Here is a 15,010-nt window from a genome sequence, read left to right as displayed (position 1 = left end):
CCACAGGTCACCGCGGTAGTTGTTCTCACGCCGCGTCCCGGGCTATCCCCCTGTGGCAGGAGCCGGGACTTGGGCAGGCTACCCGATCGGGCAGCAGCCAACAATTATGCCACAAGAAACCGCGGTGATGCGAAGTCTCCTTGAACCGAAGCGGGGCGCCCTTTCCGGACGCCCCGCTCGGGTGGCTTGAGTTGTCGGCTCGGAGAAGTCTGATCTTCTACTTGCCGTCACCCTTGAACAGCGACTTGATGAGGTCGCGGTTCAGCTGGGAAATGGACTCCAGCGGGATGCCCTTCGGGCAGACCGCGGCGCACTCCCCGATGTTGGTGCAGTTGCCGAAGCCCTCCTGGTCGTGCTGGGCGACCATCGACTTCACGCGACGGTAGCGTTCCGGCTGTCCCTGCGGGAGCATCGCCAGGTGGGTGATCTTCGCCGACGTGAACAGCATCGCGGAGCTGTTCGGGCAGGCGGCCACGCAGGCACCGCAGCCGATGCAGGTGGCGTTGTCGAAGGCCTTGTCGGACTCCCGCTTCGGGGCAGGAGTTGCGTGGGCGTCCGGAGCGGAACCCGTGTTGGAGGAGATGTAGCCGCCGGACTGGACGATCCGGTCCAGCGCCGTGCGATCCACCGCGAGATCCTTGATGACCGGGAATGCCCCTGCCCGCCAGGGCTCGATCTCGATGGTCGCCCCGTCAGCGAAGGAACGCATGTGCAGCTGACAGGTGGTGGTGGCAGAACCGCCGTGGGCAACGCCATTGATCACGAGACCACACATGCCGCAGATGCCCTCGCGGCAGTCGTGGTCGAAGGCGACCGGTTCCTGGTTCGCGTCCGTGAGCTGCTCGTTGAGCATGTCGAGCATCTCCAGGAAGGACATGTCCGGGGACACGCCGTCGATGTCGTACTCGGCCATCGCACCCCTCGAATTGGGGCCGGCCTGGCGCCAGATGCGCAGCTTGAGCTTCACTTGTAACTCCGTTGCTTCAGTTCGATTGCCTTGTAGACGAGTGGCTCGCGGTGCAGGATCGGTTTGTTGCCCTCACCGGTCCACTCCCAGGCCGCGACGTAGAGGAACTCGTCATCGTGGCGAAGCGCCTCACCTTCCTCGGTCTGGGACTCAGCCCGGAAGTGGCCTCCGCAGGACTCGCGACGGTGCAGGGCGTCGATGCACATCAACTCACCGAGTTCGAAGAAGTCCGCAACCCGTCCGGCGCGTTCGAGGGCCTGGTTGAAGTCCTCGTTGATGCCGGTGACGCGCACGTTGCGCCAGTACTCCTCACGGAGTTCTCGGATGAGGCCGATGGCCTTGATCAGCCCCTCCTCCGTGCGGTTCATGCCGCAGTACTCCCACATGATCTGGCCCAGTTCCTTGTGGAAGGAATCCACGGAACGAGTGCCCTGGATGCTCAGCAGCTTGTAGAAGCGTGCCGTGGCGGTCTGCACCGCCTCCACCACCGCCGGGTGCTTGTCCGAGATCTTCTCGAAGGGGCCGTCGGCCAGGTAGTCGTTGATCGTGTTGGGAAGCACGAAATACCCGTCGGCGAGCCCCTGCATCAGCGCCGATGCGCCGAGGCGGTTCGCGCCGTGGTCGGAGAAGTTGGCCTCACCCGTGACGTAGAGACCCGAGATCGTGCTCTGCAGGTCGTAGTCCACCCAGATCCCGCCCATGGTGTAGTGAACCGCCGGGTAGATGCGCATGGGCACCTCGTAGGGGTTCTCACCGGTGATCTGCTGGTACATGTCGAAGAGGTTGCCGTACCTGTTGGAGACCCCGTCCTTGCCCAGCCGGTTGATGGCGTCGGAGAAGTCGAGGTAAACGCCCCTTCGTACCTGTTTGGTGGTCCCGTCCGCCTGTTTCTCGGCCACTGCCGGACCGACCCCGCGGCCCTCATCGCACATGTTCTTGGCCTGACGCGAGGCGATGTCGCGGGGCACCAGGTTGCCGAACGCCGGGTAGATCCGCTCCAGGTAGTAGTCGCGATCCTCCTCGGGGATGTCGCGGGGGTCCTTGGCGCAGTCCGCGGCCTTCTTCGGCACCCAGATGCGGCCGTCATTTCGCAGCGACTCCGACATCAGGGTCAGCTTGGACTGGGTGTCGCCGTGCACGGGGATGCAGGTGGGGTGGATCTGTGTGTAGCAGGGGTTCCCGAAGTAGGCGCCCTTGCGGTGCGCGCGCCAGGCGGCAGTGGCGTTGCATCCCATGGCGTTGGTCGAGAGGAAGAACACGTTGCCGTAACCGCCGGTCCCGAGGACCACGGCATCGGCGGTCCAGGCCTCGATCTTGCCGTTGACCATGTTGCGGGTGACGATGCCGCGAGCGCGCCCGTCAACGACGATCAACTCGACCATCTCGTGACGCGAGTACATCTTGACGGTGCCCGCCTCGATCTGCCGTTCCAGTTGCTGGTAGCAACCGATCAGCAGCTGCTGACCCGTCTGGCCGCGGGCGTAGAAGGTGCGCTGCACCTGCACGCCACCGAAGGACCGGGTGTCCAGAAGGCCGCCGTACTCGCGGGCGAAAGGAACGCCCTGGGCGACGCACTGGTCGATGATGTTAGCGCTTACCTCGGCCAGCCGGTAGACGTTGGTCTCGCGGGCGCGGTAGTCGCCGCCCTTGACCGTGTCGTAGAACAGCCGGTAGGTGGAGTCGTTGTCGTTGCGGTAGTTCTTCGCCGCGTTGATGCCGCCCTGAGCCGCGATGGAGTGGGCCCGGCGGGGGCTGTCCTGGTAGCAGAAGTTCAGGACGTTGTAGCCGGCCTCACCGAGGGTCGCGGCGGCTGCGCCACCGGCCAGGCCGGTGCCGACGATGATGACGCTCAGCTTGCGCCGGTTCGCGGGGTTGACGAGGCGGGCCTGGAACTGGCGGGTCTGCCAGACCTTGTCGATCTCCACCGCGGGAGCCTTGGTGTCGACGATGTCCTCACCGTCGATCCAGTAATCAGCGGGGTTGAAATTCGTGGTCGTCATGGTGCTGCTCACTTCAGGATTCCGAACTGGACACACAGGGGCATGATCATGAATCCGGCGTAGAGCACGACGGAGACGACCAGCGCGATGATGTTCAGCCACTTGCGGGAATTGGCGGAGAGGTTTCCGCCCAGCGTCGCGAAGGCGCTCCAGAAACCGTGACGGATGTGCATGCACACGAGCGCGATGGAGAAGGCGTAGAACACGGTGATCCACCACTGCTGGAATCCGGCGATCACCATGGTGTGCGGTTTAGCGCCGTCCCCCCCCAGGATTCCCGGGACAATGGTGAACTGGATCAGATGGAAGATCACGAACACCAGGATGATCACACCGCCCCAGCGCATGGTGCGGGACGCGTAGGTCTGCGCCTGGCGTTTGGTGACCTGGTATTTGTCGCCGCGGTTCTTGATGGTCTTTACCGACAGCGTTGCCGCTGACCAGATGTGGAGAGCGATGGCCAGGAGCAGCGCTGCTCTGAACACCCATATGAACTGCCCCTTGGGCATGACCGGATAGAGGATGCCACCATCCTCGCTGGCCCCCTTCAGCCAGTGGGCGTAGTGATCGAAAGCCTCGTAGCCGACGAACATCTTCAGGTTGCCGTACATGTGCACGAGCAGGAAGACGATCAGGATCAGACCGGTGACCGCCATCAGGGCCTTCCGGACGACCGTGGACCGCAACGCTCGTTGATGGATAGTTAGTGTTGTTGCCACGAAGGTCACTCTAGCTGCCTTCCGACGTTGTTTCGCACACCGGGTCCGGTTAAGGGTCGCCCCGTCGCAAAAACGTGCCAAACCCGCGCCCAGAAGGGGTTTTACGCTACCCGGAAGGGACGAAAATATCCCCTTCAGGACCCGTTCTGGAACAGGTCCGGGCGGCGTTGCCGGGTACGCTCCAAGGCCTGTTCCCGACGCCATGTCGCGATGGCCGCGTGGTTGCCGGACAGCAGGACGGGAGGCACTTGACGGCCCCGCCAGACAGGGGGTTTCGTGTAGTTGGGGTATTCCAGCAGCCGGTGTCCGGGAGCGTGTGATTCCTCCACCAGTGAGTCCGGGTTCCCGATCACCCCAGGAATGAGCCGCACCATCGCCTCGGTGATGGCCAGCACCGCCACCTCTCCGCCGTTCAGCACATAGTCGCCAAGGCTTACCTCAATAAGCTCATAGCTCTCCGCGCAGTGGTCCAGCACCCGCTGGTCGATGCCCTCGTAACGCCCACACGCGAACACCAGCCTTTCCCGGGTGCTCAATTCGTGGGCCAGGTCCTGGTCCAGCACCCGTCCCGTGGGAGTCGGAACCACCACAGTCATGGGTGCGGGGTTGAGGTGTTCCATGGCATCCATGGCCTCACCCCAGGGCTCGGGTTTCATCACCATCCCGGCCCCTCCGCCGTAGGGGGTGTCGTCGGTGGTGTGATGCCGGTCATGGGTCCACCAGCGAAGATCGTGGACGGCCAGATCGACGATGCCCGCCTCGATGGCCTTCCCCACCAGCGACAACGACAGCGGGGCCAGGTAGTCGGGGAAGATGGTGATGACATCGATTCTCATTCGGATTCCTCCAGCAGCCCACCCACATCAGCGAACTGCACCTCCCCCGCCGCGAGGTCGACCCGGGTCACCAGAGCCGACACGAAGGGAACCAGGCGCCTCCCCGAAGAGGTCTCGACCGCAAGACAGTCCTGCGCAGGCAGGTGCAACACCTCCGCGACCTCACCGATCCGCCTGCCCTCGGCGTCCAGCGCACGAAGCCCGATGAGCTGCCGGTCGAAGTACTCCTCCGGTTCGCTCGGGGTCTCGTCGGCAGGAACGTCGACGAACAGGCGTTCGCCGCGAAGCGTCTCGACGGCGGTTCTGTCCGGGTATCCCCGGAAGGAGACCACCAGCCTCCCTCGATGCCAGCGGATGCGCTCCAGAACCAGTTTCCCCCCGGACGCGAGACGAAACCCGGACCCCGGCTGGAACCGGCGTCCGGGCTCGTCGGTACGCACATCGATGAACGCGTCGCCGCGGATGCCGTGAGCGCGGCCCACGACCCCGACGAGCACCTCAACCAGACCGGTCAAGGCTGGCCCGTTCAGCGGCGGCGGGGCCGGTCGACATCAACGAAGTCGACGCGAACCTGTTCGTTTCCCGCCAGCGCCCCGACCACGGTGCGCAACGCACTCGCGGTGCGGCCCTGCCGGCCAATCACCTTTCCGATGTCCTCGGGGTGGACGCGCACCTCCAGGAGACGACCGCGACGCAGGTCCTTGTCGCGCACGGTCACGTCATCGGGGTTGGAGACGATCCCCGCGACCAGGTGCTCGAGAGCATCGGCGAGCACGGCTCAGGCCTCCTGCTCGGCGGCCTCGTCCCCGGCGGGGGTCTCGGGAGCGGCCTTGGCGGCTTCCTCCTCAGCCTTCTTCCGCGCCTTCGAGATGGCGGGGGCCACGGCGTTGCCGTCCTCGGCCAGAGCCTTCGCGAACTCGGCTTCGCGGTCGCGGGGCTCAGGCTGCGGAAGGATTCCGGAGGGGCTTTCCTCGCCTGTGAATTTCTGCCAGTCGCCGGAACGCTTGAGGATGGCGACCACTGCCTCAGTCGGCTGGGCGCCCACGGACAGCCAGTACTGGGCGCGCTCGGAGTTGACGCGAATCAACGACGGGTCGTTCTTGGGGTGGTAGAGACCGATCTCCTCGATGGCCTGCCCGTCCCGTTTGGAACGGGAATCCATGACGACGATGCGGTAGTGGGGTGAGCGAATCTTGCCGAGACGCTTAAGACGAATCTTGGTAGCCAAGTTCGGAATCTCCTGTTGCTTGTGGGTCTGTGTGCCAGACGAGTTGGATGGCCAACGAACGGTGCGTGTGGGGCACGCCCGGCCTTGACCGGATGAACCGTGCTCGCCGGAGTTAGAGGGCGCCAGCGACAGGTGCGGATGTATTCTGCCAGATTTCTCCGGGCAGTCCCAACAACTCCCCCGTAGGATCGGTCCCGTGGACATCGATGAGGAAGACTTCTACGCGCTGGCCGAGGAGGCCCTGGCCACTCTCCCGGAGGAGTTGCTCGATGATCTGGAAAACGTGGCCATCGTGGTGGAGGACGAACCGGAGGACGGTTCCGAGACCCTCGGGGTCTACGAGGGAACCGCCCTCACTGAGCGTGATTCCTCGTGGTTCGGGATGCTGCCGGACCGGGTTGTGCTGTTCCGCGGTCCCCTGTCGCGAATGTGTGAGGACGAGGATGATCTGTTCGAGGAGATCTCCATCACCCTGGTCCACGAGATCGGTCATTACCACGGCATCGACGAGGAGCGGCTCCACGAGCTGGGTTGGGGTTGAGCCGATCCTCAGGAGTTCCCGCAGACCCCGGAAAGGTCTCCGGCGTAGGCGATCGGGGCTGTGACGCTGCACAGGTCGGCGGAGGCCACGGCCTTCTCCCCCAGCGCCGACAACGGCAGCGAGGTCCCCCAGGCGCGTTTCGCCCCGAACAGCGAGGACAGGCCCGTGGGTTCCGAAACCTTCTCCACAACGGTTTTGTCCGGATCCAGGCCGGCCGCGGTGGCGGCGTGCCGGAAGAACTCGTCGCGCCCCATGACGGCGTCGGCGAGTCCGACGTTAACCGCCTGCCGGGCGCTGAAGATCCCGGCCCCGAGTTCGTTGCGGATGCTTTGCGGGTCGAGTTTCCTTCCCGCAGCCACCTCGGCGACGAAAATCTCGTAGTCGTCATCGACCATCGCCTGGAGCCGCTGGCGTTCCTGCTCGGTCAGATCCCGGTACGGGTTGTTCAGGTCTTTTCCACTGCCCGCGGTGATGTACTCCTGACTGATGCCTCCCGTGGTGGTGATCCCCTGCTGCAGCAGGGTGCTTCCCGTCGCGACGACATCCTTGTAGCGCGGGAGCGGGCCCAGGATCACGCCGATGGAGCCGATCATGGAGCCGTGATCGGCAATGATCTCGTTCGCCGTCGCGGTGGAGTAGACGCCACCCGAGGTGGAAGAGCCCTCGACGTGCACGAGCACCGGTTTCCCGGTGCGCTCGCGATAGCGGGTAATGGCGTCGGCGATGGCCTTGGATCCGGTGATGGTGCCGCCAGGGGTGTTGACCAGCAGCACCACCCCGTCGACCTGGTCCGTTTTCAGGGAGTCCAGTTGATCCGCCACCTCGTAACCGTAGGTTCCGGAGGAGAGCAGCGCCCCGTCGGCGGCGTCGGTCATGATGGTGCCGGAGATCCGGATGGCCCTCAGGTTGCCGCTGGCCCCTTCGGTTCCCCAGACCCTCTCGAGAGAGGTGCTCGCCCCATCCTTGGTGATGGAGTTGAGCAGCATTCCCAGCGAGATGAGGGCGAACAGCCCGCCCACGATGCTGAGCACCACGAACCCGGCCATCAGCCCCAGCCCAACCCCCACGCCAGTGCCGAACCCGCGTTTGAAACCGCCCTTCTCGGCCTGGGGCGGCGCCTCCGGTCGGATGGAGGGTCCGGAGGGTGGAGCGTAGGGGTTGATCCCGGATTCACGGGATTCGTTCTTCGGCTGCTCGGGCTCCGTCATGCACCAAGTCAATCAAATCAAGGGCAGGAAATCACCCGTCCGCGCAGAACCCGGGCCACCGGATCCCGCAGCGCCCCAGTGTCGGCGCGCGGATCGGTGTCGGTGACGATCAGGTCCGCGCTGGCCCCTTCCGCGAGGGAGTCCGCACCGAGCCATGACCTGGCGCCCCAGCTCGACGCTTTGATGGCGAACGCCCCACCTCCGAGCGAAGCCAGTTCCGCAACCTCGGAGAGGATCTCCCCGTGGGGCACGACGGTGCCCGCGTCGGTGCCCGAGTGGACTTCGATCCCGGCCTCGATGGCCTTGCCAATGGTTTCCCGGCGGCGCGCGTACAGGGCCATCATGTGGTCAGCGAACACCGGGTACTTGTCGCGCCCCGGTTCCGCGTACTGGGGAAACCGGTTCAGGTTGATCATGGTTGGCACCAGGGCGACGCCGCGGTCCGCCATCTGCTGAATCACCTCGTCGCTCATGCCGGTGCCGTGTTCGATGCAGTCAATCCCGGCCGCCACCAGTTCGGCGACGGATTGTTCCCCGAAACAGTGGGCGGTGACCCGGGCGCCCTCCTCGTGGGCGACCGCGATCGCCTCGGCCGCCAGGGCGGCCGGGAAGGAGGGTTCGAGATCGCCCGTTGAGCGGTCGATCCAGTCACCGATGAGCTTAACCCAGCCGTCACCGTCGTGGGCCTCGTGGCGTATCTGCTCGACGAGGGTCTCGGGTTCCACCTCGACGGCCAGATGGCGGATGTAGCGACGGGTGCGGGCGACGTGCCTGCCCGCGCGGATCAGTCTCGGCAGGGTCTCGTCCTGCTGCACCCAGCGGGTGTCGGAGGGGGATCCCGCGTCACGGATCAGCATGGTTCCGGCGGCCAGGTCAGCGCGCGCCTGACGACGTGCCTCCTCGACGCTGACGGCCCCCATCACCCCCAGTCCGATGTGGCAGTGGGCATCCACCAGTCCGGGGATGATGTAGGCATCCCGGGCCAAGGTTCTCGCCCCGGCGACGGGTTCGGCGGTGAGTCTGCCATCGGCCACCCAGAAGTCCCGGGGTTCCTCGTCGGGCAGGAAGGTGCCGTGTATGTGCATGGGCTCCGCAGTCATGGGCGAAAGCATAGAGAATCCGGGCCGGGAACGGGCTATTTCCGCTGCTGCTCGTCAAACATCTTCTGCAGCTCGGGGGGCAGCTGGAAGTCGTCCACCGTCTGGGGGATGGCCTGCGCGGCCCCGGGTTTGATGCCGCGGGCGCGTTCGGCCTCCTGCTGTTTGCGTTTGGCGGGGTTACCGGAAATCTTCCGCCCGCGTTTCCGGGACTTGCCCTGCTGCTTGCGTGCCGCACGTCCTCCGCCCATGCCCGGCATTCCGGGCATCTTGCCCCCTGCCATCTGCTCCATCATCTTGCGGGCCTCGACGAACCGGTTGACGAGGTTGTTCACGTCCGAGACCTGCACCCCGGCGCCCTTGGCGATCCGCGCCCTGCGGGAGCCGTTGAGGATGCCGACGTCATCGCGTTCCGCCGGGGTCATCGAGAAGATGATCGCCTCGATCCGGTCCACTTCCTTCTCGTCGATGGAGTTGATGGCGTCCTTGAACTGACCGGCACCGGGCAGCATTCCGAAAATCTTGCTCAGCGGTCCCAGTTTCCGCAGCTGCTGCATCTGGGCCAGGAAGTCCTGCAGCCCGAAACTTCCCTTGCCCGCGCTGAGTTTCTCGGCCGCCTTGCGGGAGGATTCCGCGTCGAAGTTCTTCTCGGCCTGCTCGATCAGGGTCAGCACATCTCCCATGCCGAGGATGCGGGATGCCATCCGGTCCGGATGGAAGACGTCGAAGTCGGCCAAGCCCTCACCGTTCGACGCGAACATGATGGGTTTGCCGATGACCCGGGCGATGGACAGGGCTGCACCGCCCCGGGCGTCGCCGTCGAGTTTTGTGAGGACCACTCCGTCGAAGCCGATGCCCTCGTTGAAGGCCTTGGCGGTGTTGACGGCGTCCTGGCCGATCATGGCGTCGACGACGAACAGCACCTCGTCCGGGCGGGTGGTGGCCTTGATGTCGGCGGCCTGCTGCATCAGCACCTCGTCGATGCCCAAGCGACCCGCGGTGTCGATGACCACCACATCGTAGAGGCTGCGCTCCGCGTGCTCCAAGGCCTTCCGGGCCACCTGAACCGGATCGCCGACGCCGTTGCCGGGTTCCGGCGCGAATACGTGCACCCCGGCCCGCTCCCCCACGATCTGGAGCTGATTCACCGCATTCGGCCGCTGCAGGTCGCAGGCCACCAGCAGGGGGCTGTGTTTCTCGGACTTCAGCCAGCGGCCCAGTTTCCCGGCGAGGGTGGTCTTGCCCGCGCCCTGCAGGCCGGCGAGCATGATCACCGTCGGTGGCTTCTTGGCGAACCTGACGGTGCGGACCTGGCCACCCAGGATGCTGATGAGTTCCTCGTTGACGATCTTGATGATCTGCTGCGAGGGGTTGAGGGCGCGGCTGATCTCGGTTCCTGCGCAGCGTTCCTTGACCGCCGAGACGAACTGCTTGACCACATTGAGGTTGACGTCCGCTTCGAGCAGGGCGATACGGATCTCGCGCATGGTGGCGTCGATGTCGGCCTGGCTGAGGCGCCCCTTGGACCTGAGGCTCTTGAACAGATCTGCTAAACGGTCCTGAAGTGTGTCGAACAAGTCCTTGGCTCCTTGGATTCCGGGGCGGTGCCTGCCAAGAATACAGGGGAGGCGTCAGTGTATGTAGGTGCTCGGGCCGCCGAGGGACTCCGCCTCGCGTCCCCGGTTGGGCAGTTCAACGGTCACGACCCACTGGTTGCCCTCCGGGCCGGCGGTGAACCTTCCCCCGGAAAGGTTGATGCGTTCCTGGATCCCGGCCAGTCCGTAGCCCAGCGACAGCTTGGACTCTCGTTTGTTCTCGGGTAGTTCGTTGCAGACGCGGAGCCTGACGACGGCTTCCTCCATTTTCAATTCCACCAGGCATTTTCCCCCGTGCTCCGCGTAACGGATGATGTTGGTGACGCTCTCCTGCATGGCGCGGGTAAGAGTGCGCCGTGTGATCTGGGGCAGGCCGTCGGATGACGGGTCGATCTTGAACTCGGCCTGGAAGTGCGCGTTCTTGAGGGTTCCCTGCAACCGGTCGGCCACGGTGAGGGGACGCACCAGAGCGGGCAGGTCCCCCTTCTCCCCGTCGGACATGACGTCCGTAAGGAGGAAGAGTTCTCCCTCCGCGGCCTTCAAGGAACCCGCTATCCGGTCCAGGGCGAACCGGACCTCCTCCGCGTCGTCGCTGTCACCGTAGGCCATGCACTGCAGCAGGACCACGGAGAAGTGGTGCGCCAGCACGTCGTGGAGTTCGCGCGCCAGGAGGTTGCGTTCCTCCGTCCGGGCGGCCTCGATGGCCTCCATCAGGGCGGCCGCCTGCTGGTCCTGGCGGTTCCGGATCTTCGCGTACTGCCAGCTGATGGCCGCGCAGACCAGACCGATGAATGGCATCGAGACCCCGACGACGAGTTCTGGGCTGTCGGTCAGCCTGCTTATGCTGAGCACCCACAGTCCGATCAGGGCCACCAACCCGGCCCCGAGGGCCCAATAGGGGTTCCGGCCCCGGGTGAATTTCCAACACGCCATCAGGATCACCGCGGACAGCGCCACGGGGGTCTGCTCGGGGGTGATCAGCATGCCCGCGACGGCCACGGTACCCATGGCCCCGCCGGGGATCGGCCACCAGTACATGACCGCAGTGCTCAGGTAGCCGAAGATCGCCCAGGCCAGTGGCCACTCCAGCCGCTGGGTGCTGCAGGTCCAGAACGCCAGGGCTCCGAGGACGAGCAGGGGCAGTACGACATCGGCTATCCTTCGTCCGAGCGATTTCTTCTCCTCGGCGGGGGCGGCGCCGTCCACGCCGCCGGTTCTGGATTCCGGAAGGCGGAACTCGAGCAGCTGGCCCTTTCCGGTGAATGCCCTGGAGAAGCGTCCCCCAAGGGCCTGCACCCGTTCCCGGATCCGTTCGAACGCGGAGATGTCCTCTTTGCGGAGTTCGTTGGGGGTGACGATCTCCGCCATCACCTGGGTTTCCCCGGGCGGGCACTCCACCTTGAGCCGCAATGGGTCGGGCCGCATGGCCTCGGCGGAGTTCAGCAGCAGCTGCGCCACCCGGGTGACGGTCAGCTGGGTGACGACGCTCCTGTGGTTTAGCCTGTCGTCAACCCTAAGCTCCACGCGAAACCCTTGCCTGCGCAGGGTCTCGGCCATGCTGGCCAGTATCTGCACCGGTCCGATGATCGACAGGGACTCGTCGCTGCCCTCGGCCACGGGGTCCTCCCGCAGCATCCCGACCAAGGCCCGGACGCGGGTGACCGCGTCCAGGCAGATGGTCTGCACCCTTTCGAGTGCTTCCCTGAGAACCCAGGCGTCGCAGGTGTGGCGCGGAGCCTTCTGGCCTTCCCAGGCCTCTTCCAGGCGCTCCCCCACCACGGTCCGGAGTTCGCCCGCCAGCCTCAGACGCTCGCCGCTGCGAATCTCGGCGATGTCCTCGGCCAGTATGGCGAGCCGCACCTCCCGGTGCTCGAGAAGCGACACGAACACTCTGAATGCTGTTCCCAGAACACTCCCGAACAGCACCAAGTAGACGCAAGGAACAACCAGCTCCGCCAAGCCGTCAAGATCCCCTACAACGCTCACGCTGCGCAGAACGCCGTAGCCTGCCGCCGCGGGAAGGGCAGCAAAAATCACGCGAGCCCCGTATTGAAAGGCGAAGGTAGCAGACGCCAGTATGAGGAACACGAGATCGGCATCAACGTCATTGCCCAACAGCGCAGGCACCAAAAGGACTAGACCAATGCACAATCCAAGCCATGGCCTCCACAGCAAGACGAAACAGGCCACCGCAATGATGGCGTGAGTCAGAACAACCATGACCGTCATCTCCCGCCCGGTCACGGGCATCTCCAAGATGTTGGAGATCAGCTGGAACCCCACTGCGACCAGAATGACCCAGCGCCCGACACCTATCAAAACAGCTGCCGGGCGCTGACCACCGGGCTTCAGGTCCACGGTTCCCCCACTCACATCATTTCATCTCCTGCTACGCCCTGGATCTCCAGGCGATCCTTGGATCACCAGTAATTGCACCAAGCGCGCCATCCGAACCACAGCCTAGCGATGCATCCAAAGCCACCATTGGTTTCATTACCTTGGACGGTGGAGATGGGGGCCTGATTGGTGACCGGTTCGGTGGTGTTGGCATTCGCGGGGACCGCGCCAAGGGTGATGCAGGAACCCAGAACGAGGGCGGCTGCTGCGAGGCGCATCTTCTTCATCGCTTTCCTCCACTTTTCACGCGACCACCAACATCCTTCCCCAAGCAACACGGAAAATCTTACACACCACATCGCTGTAAGAACAGTTTCTTGGCGGGTCATCCGTAGACCAACCTCCACTGACCGCCGTTCGACCTAGTTCAGCGTTGAAGATTTCCCGTCCTCCCGGTGCCAGGAAGACGCTTCGTTCCGCGTGGCGCGACGGATGATGAGGCAAATCCCGCCTGTTTGGATTATGGTTTCGCCATGACCGAACTCTGTCGCGTGCTCGTCGCCGATGATGATCCCATGGTTCGCGAGGCCTACCGCATGTTCCTGACCCGAAACGACAACCACGAGGTGGTCGGTGAGGCCCGCAACGGCCGGGAGGCCGTGGAGGCCTACGAGGAACTGAAACCCGATGTGGTGCTCATGGACCTGCAGATGCCGGATATGTCGGGAGTGGACGCCATACGCGAAATCAACCGAAAGCACCGCGGGGCCTGCATAGTGGCCTTGACCACCTTTGGCACCCAGGAATACATCGTCTCCGCGCTACGAGCCGGCGCCTCCGGATACCTGATGAAGGACTGCGGCGGACCCGCATTGCTGACCGGCATCCAGCAGGCCCGTGACGGCGAAATGCCGCTCGCCCCGGGGGTCCGCCGGGAGCTGGTGGCCGATCTCCTGACCGGCCACCCCAAGATCCTGACCGACGAGGCGGCGGCCGCCGGGCTCGCCCCACGCGAGAAGGAATTGCTGATCTGGCTGGGCCAAGGCATGACCAATGCCCAGATAGCGGCCAAGATGTTCATCTCCGAAGGGTCCGTGAAGCAATACCTGTCCCACATCGGAGACAAGATGGGGCTGAAGTCCCGCACCCAGATCCTGGTGCGGGCCATTCAACTGGGGCTCGTTGATCCGACGCTCATGACCCCCGGGGCGTCCTGAGATTCTTCCCCGCCCTCATTCCCCGAGGATTCCGGCAACGAAACCCTCGGGGTCGAAGGGGGCCAGATCGTCCACGCCTTCTCCGAGACCGACGAGCTTGACCGGGACCCCGAGTTCCCGCTGCACCTGGATGACTATGCCACCCTTGGCAGACCCGTCCAACTTGGTGAGCACGATTCCGGTGACGTCCACCACTTCGGAGAAGATCCGGGCCTGCGTCATGCCGTTCTGGCCCGTGGTGGCGTCGAGGACCAACAGGACCTCGCTGACGGGGGCTTTCTTCTCGATGACGCGCTTCACCTTGCCGAGTTCGTCCATCAGCCCGACCTTGGTGTGCAGCCTCCCGGCGGTGTCCACGAGAACCACGTCGATTCCCTCTTCCTTACCCTTGGCGACCGCATCGAAGGCCACCGAGGCAGGATCGCTGCCTTCGGCGGAACTCACCGTCTCGACGCCGACCCGCTCCCCCCAGGTCGCGAGCTGTTCGGCGGCGGCGGCCCGGAAGGTGTCGGCCGCCCCCAGCATCACAGAGCGGCCCTCGGCCACGAGCACCCGGGCCAATTTACCCACGGTGGTGGTCTTGCCCGTCCCGTTCACCCCGACCACCATCACGACGGCGGGGTCGCCCTCAACGGCGGTCAGGTTCAGGCTCCGGTCGAGGTCCGGCTCGACCAGCTTCAGGAGTTCGGTGCGCAGCACCTGGCGGGCGCGTTCGGGATCGGAGACCCCGTCGATGCTCAGTTCCCGGCGCAGCGCCTCGGTGAGTTCCGTGGTGGGCCCAACCCCCAGATCGGAGGCGATCAGTGTGGCCTCGAAATCATCCCAGGTCTCGGAATCGATCCTGTCGACGCTCAGCAGATCGCCGAGGGCCCGGGCCAGCACATTGTTGCTCGATGCCAGGCGGCGACGCAGCCGGGCGAACCGGGAGCGCGGCTCCTCGGGCTGGTCCAGCTCGGGTTTCGCAGGCTCGGGCTCAGCGGTCTCGCCCGCTGGTTCCCCGGTCTCCACCGGCTTCTCTCCGGCCGCCGGCTCCTCCTCCACGACGGCTTCCGCCTCGGGGGCCTCGATCGCCTCCCGCGTCTCAGCGGGGGGTAGCTCTTTTTTGCCGTACTTGATGACGAGCGTAGCCGCCACCAGCCCGGCCCCGACGATCGCGACGACCAACCAGAAAATCAAATCTCCCACGGGGCAATCCTAGAAGGTTTCGCCCACCGGGCACGCCACGATGGTTCGAGACATCTACAGACCCTGCGTCTCGAACCCCT

The 15,010-nt window shown here is 64.9% G+C and carries 15 protein-coding genes; 2 read left to right on the top strand and 13 right to left on the bottom strand.

Annotated elements, in window-relative coordinates; genetic code table 11:
* Positions 1–217: 217 nt before the first annotated feature.
* The 7 genes from EL272_RS06235 to rpsP form a co-directional block, all read right to left on the bottom strand.
* A complete protein-coding gene (locus EL272_RS06235; protein ID WP_014846372.1) occupies positions 218–967 on the bottom strand; it encodes a succinate dehydrogenase/fumarate reductase iron-sulfur subunit in 750 nt (249 codons plus the stop codon).
* On the bottom strand, positions 964–2,967 hold the full coding sequence (locus tag EL272_RS06230) for a fumarate reductase/succinate dehydrogenase flavoprotein subunit (RefSeq protein WP_041697377.1): 2,004 nt from the start codon (positions 2,965–2,967) through the stop codon (positions 964–966). Before EL272_RS06230 ends, EL272_RS06235 begins: the two co-directional genes overlap by 4 nt.
* Positions 2,968–2,975: 8 nt before the next feature.
* A complete protein-coding gene (locus tag EL272_RS06225; RefSeq protein ID WP_234028337.1) occupies positions 2,976–3,686 on the bottom strand; it encodes a succinate dehydrogenase cytochrome b subunit in 711 nt (236 codons plus the stop codon).
* Between the two features lie 134 nt (positions 3,687–3,820).
* On the bottom strand, positions 3,821–4,522 hold the full coding sequence (gene trmD, locus EL272_RS06220) for a tRNA (guanosine(37)-N1)-methyltransferase TrmD (protein ID WP_014846369.1): 702 nt from the start codon (positions 4,520–4,522) through the stop codon (positions 3,821–3,823).
* Positions 4,519–5,037, bottom strand: a complete 519-nt coding sequence (gene rimM, locus EL272_RS06215; RefSeq protein WP_014846368.1) for a ribosome maturation factor RimM — start codon at positions 5,035–5,037, stop codon at positions 4,519–4,521. Before rimM ends, trmD begins: the two co-directional genes overlap by 4 nt.
* Before the next feature lie 11 nt (positions 5,038–5,048).
* The gene (locus EL272_RS06210; protein WP_014846367.1) at positions 5,049–5,297 is read right to left on the bottom strand and encodes an RNA-binding protein; all 249 of its coding nucleotides are present in this window, start codon (positions 5,295–5,297) and stop codon (positions 5,049–5,051) included.
* 3 nt (positions 5,298–5,300) lie between these two features.
* Entirely contained in the window at positions 5,301–5,750 is a 450-nt protein-coding gene (rpsP, locus tag EL272_RS06205) for a 30S ribosomal protein S16 (RefSeq protein ID WP_014846366.1), read from the bottom strand.
* A gap of 196 nt (positions 5,751–5,946) precedes the next feature.
* On the opposite strand from rpsP, the gene EL272_RS06200 reads away from it, so the two are divergent.
* A complete protein-coding gene (locus EL272_RS06200) occupies positions 5,947–6,291 on the top strand; it encodes a metallopeptidase family protein (protein WP_061787050.1) in 345 nt (114 codons plus the stop codon).
* 8 nt (positions 6,292–6,299) lie between these two features.
* Here the strand turns inward: EL272_RS06200 and EL272_RS06195 are convergent, their stop codons facing one another.
* The 5 genes from EL272_RS06195 to EL272_RS06175 form a co-directional block, all read right to left on the bottom strand.
* The gene (locus EL272_RS06195) at positions 6,300–7,499 is read right to left on the bottom strand and encodes a S49 family peptidase (RefSeq protein ID WP_061787051.1); all 1,200 of its coding nucleotides are present in this window, start codon (positions 7,497–7,499) and stop codon (positions 6,300–6,302) included.
* A 17-nt stretch (positions 7,500–7,516) separates the two neighbouring features.
* Positions 7,517–8,599, bottom strand: a complete 1,083-nt coding sequence (locus EL272_RS06190; RefSeq protein WP_244926126.1) for an amidohydrolase family protein — start codon at positions 8,597–8,599, stop codon at positions 7,517–7,519.
* A gap of 35 nt (positions 8,600–8,634) precedes the next feature.
* Positions 8,635–10,173, bottom strand: coding sequence for a signal recognition particle protein (gene ffh / locus EL272_RS06185; protein ID WP_061787053.1), 1,539 nt, complete (start codon positions 10,171–10,173; stop codon positions 8,635–8,637).
* A 54-nt stretch (positions 10,174–10,227) separates the two neighbouring features.
* Positions 10,228–12,318 carry a sensor histidine kinase gene (locus EL272_RS06180; RefSeq protein ID WP_159424525.1) on the bottom strand — a complete coding sequence of 697 codons (2,091 nt, stop codon included), beginning with the start codon at positions 12,316–12,318 and terminating at the stop codon, positions 10,228–10,230.
* Between the two features lie 293 nt (positions 12,319–12,611).
* Positions 12,612–12,815, bottom strand: coding sequence for a hypothetical protein (locus tag EL272_RS06175; protein WP_061787055.1), 204 nt, complete (start codon positions 12,813–12,815; stop codon positions 12,612–12,614).
* A 246-nt stretch (positions 12,816–13,061) separates the two neighbouring features.
* On the opposite strand from EL272_RS06175, the gene EL272_RS06170 reads away from it, so the two are divergent.
* The gene (locus tag EL272_RS06170; RefSeq protein ID WP_061787056.1) at positions 13,062–13,745 is read left to right on the top strand and encodes a response regulator; all 684 of its coding nucleotides are present in this window, start codon (positions 13,062–13,064) and stop codon (positions 13,743–13,745) included.
* Between the two features lie 15 nt (positions 13,746–13,760).
* Here the strand turns inward: EL272_RS06170 and ftsY are convergent, their stop codons facing one another.
* The gene (ftsY, locus tag EL272_RS06165) at positions 13,761–14,930 is read right to left on the bottom strand and encodes a signal recognition particle-docking protein FtsY (protein ID WP_014846358.1); all 1,170 of its coding nucleotides are present in this window, start codon (positions 14,928–14,930) and stop codon (positions 13,761–13,763) included.
* Positions 14,931–15,010: the final 80 nt, after the last annotated feature.

Source organism: Arachnia propionica (assembly GCF_900637725.1).
Lineage (GTDB): Bacteria > Actinomycetota > Actinomycetes > Propionibacteriales > Propionibacteriaceae > Arachnia > Arachnia propionica.
The sequence above is the reverse complement of the archived record's forward strand: the minus strand, read 5'-3'. Positions and strand labels throughout refer to the sequence as shown.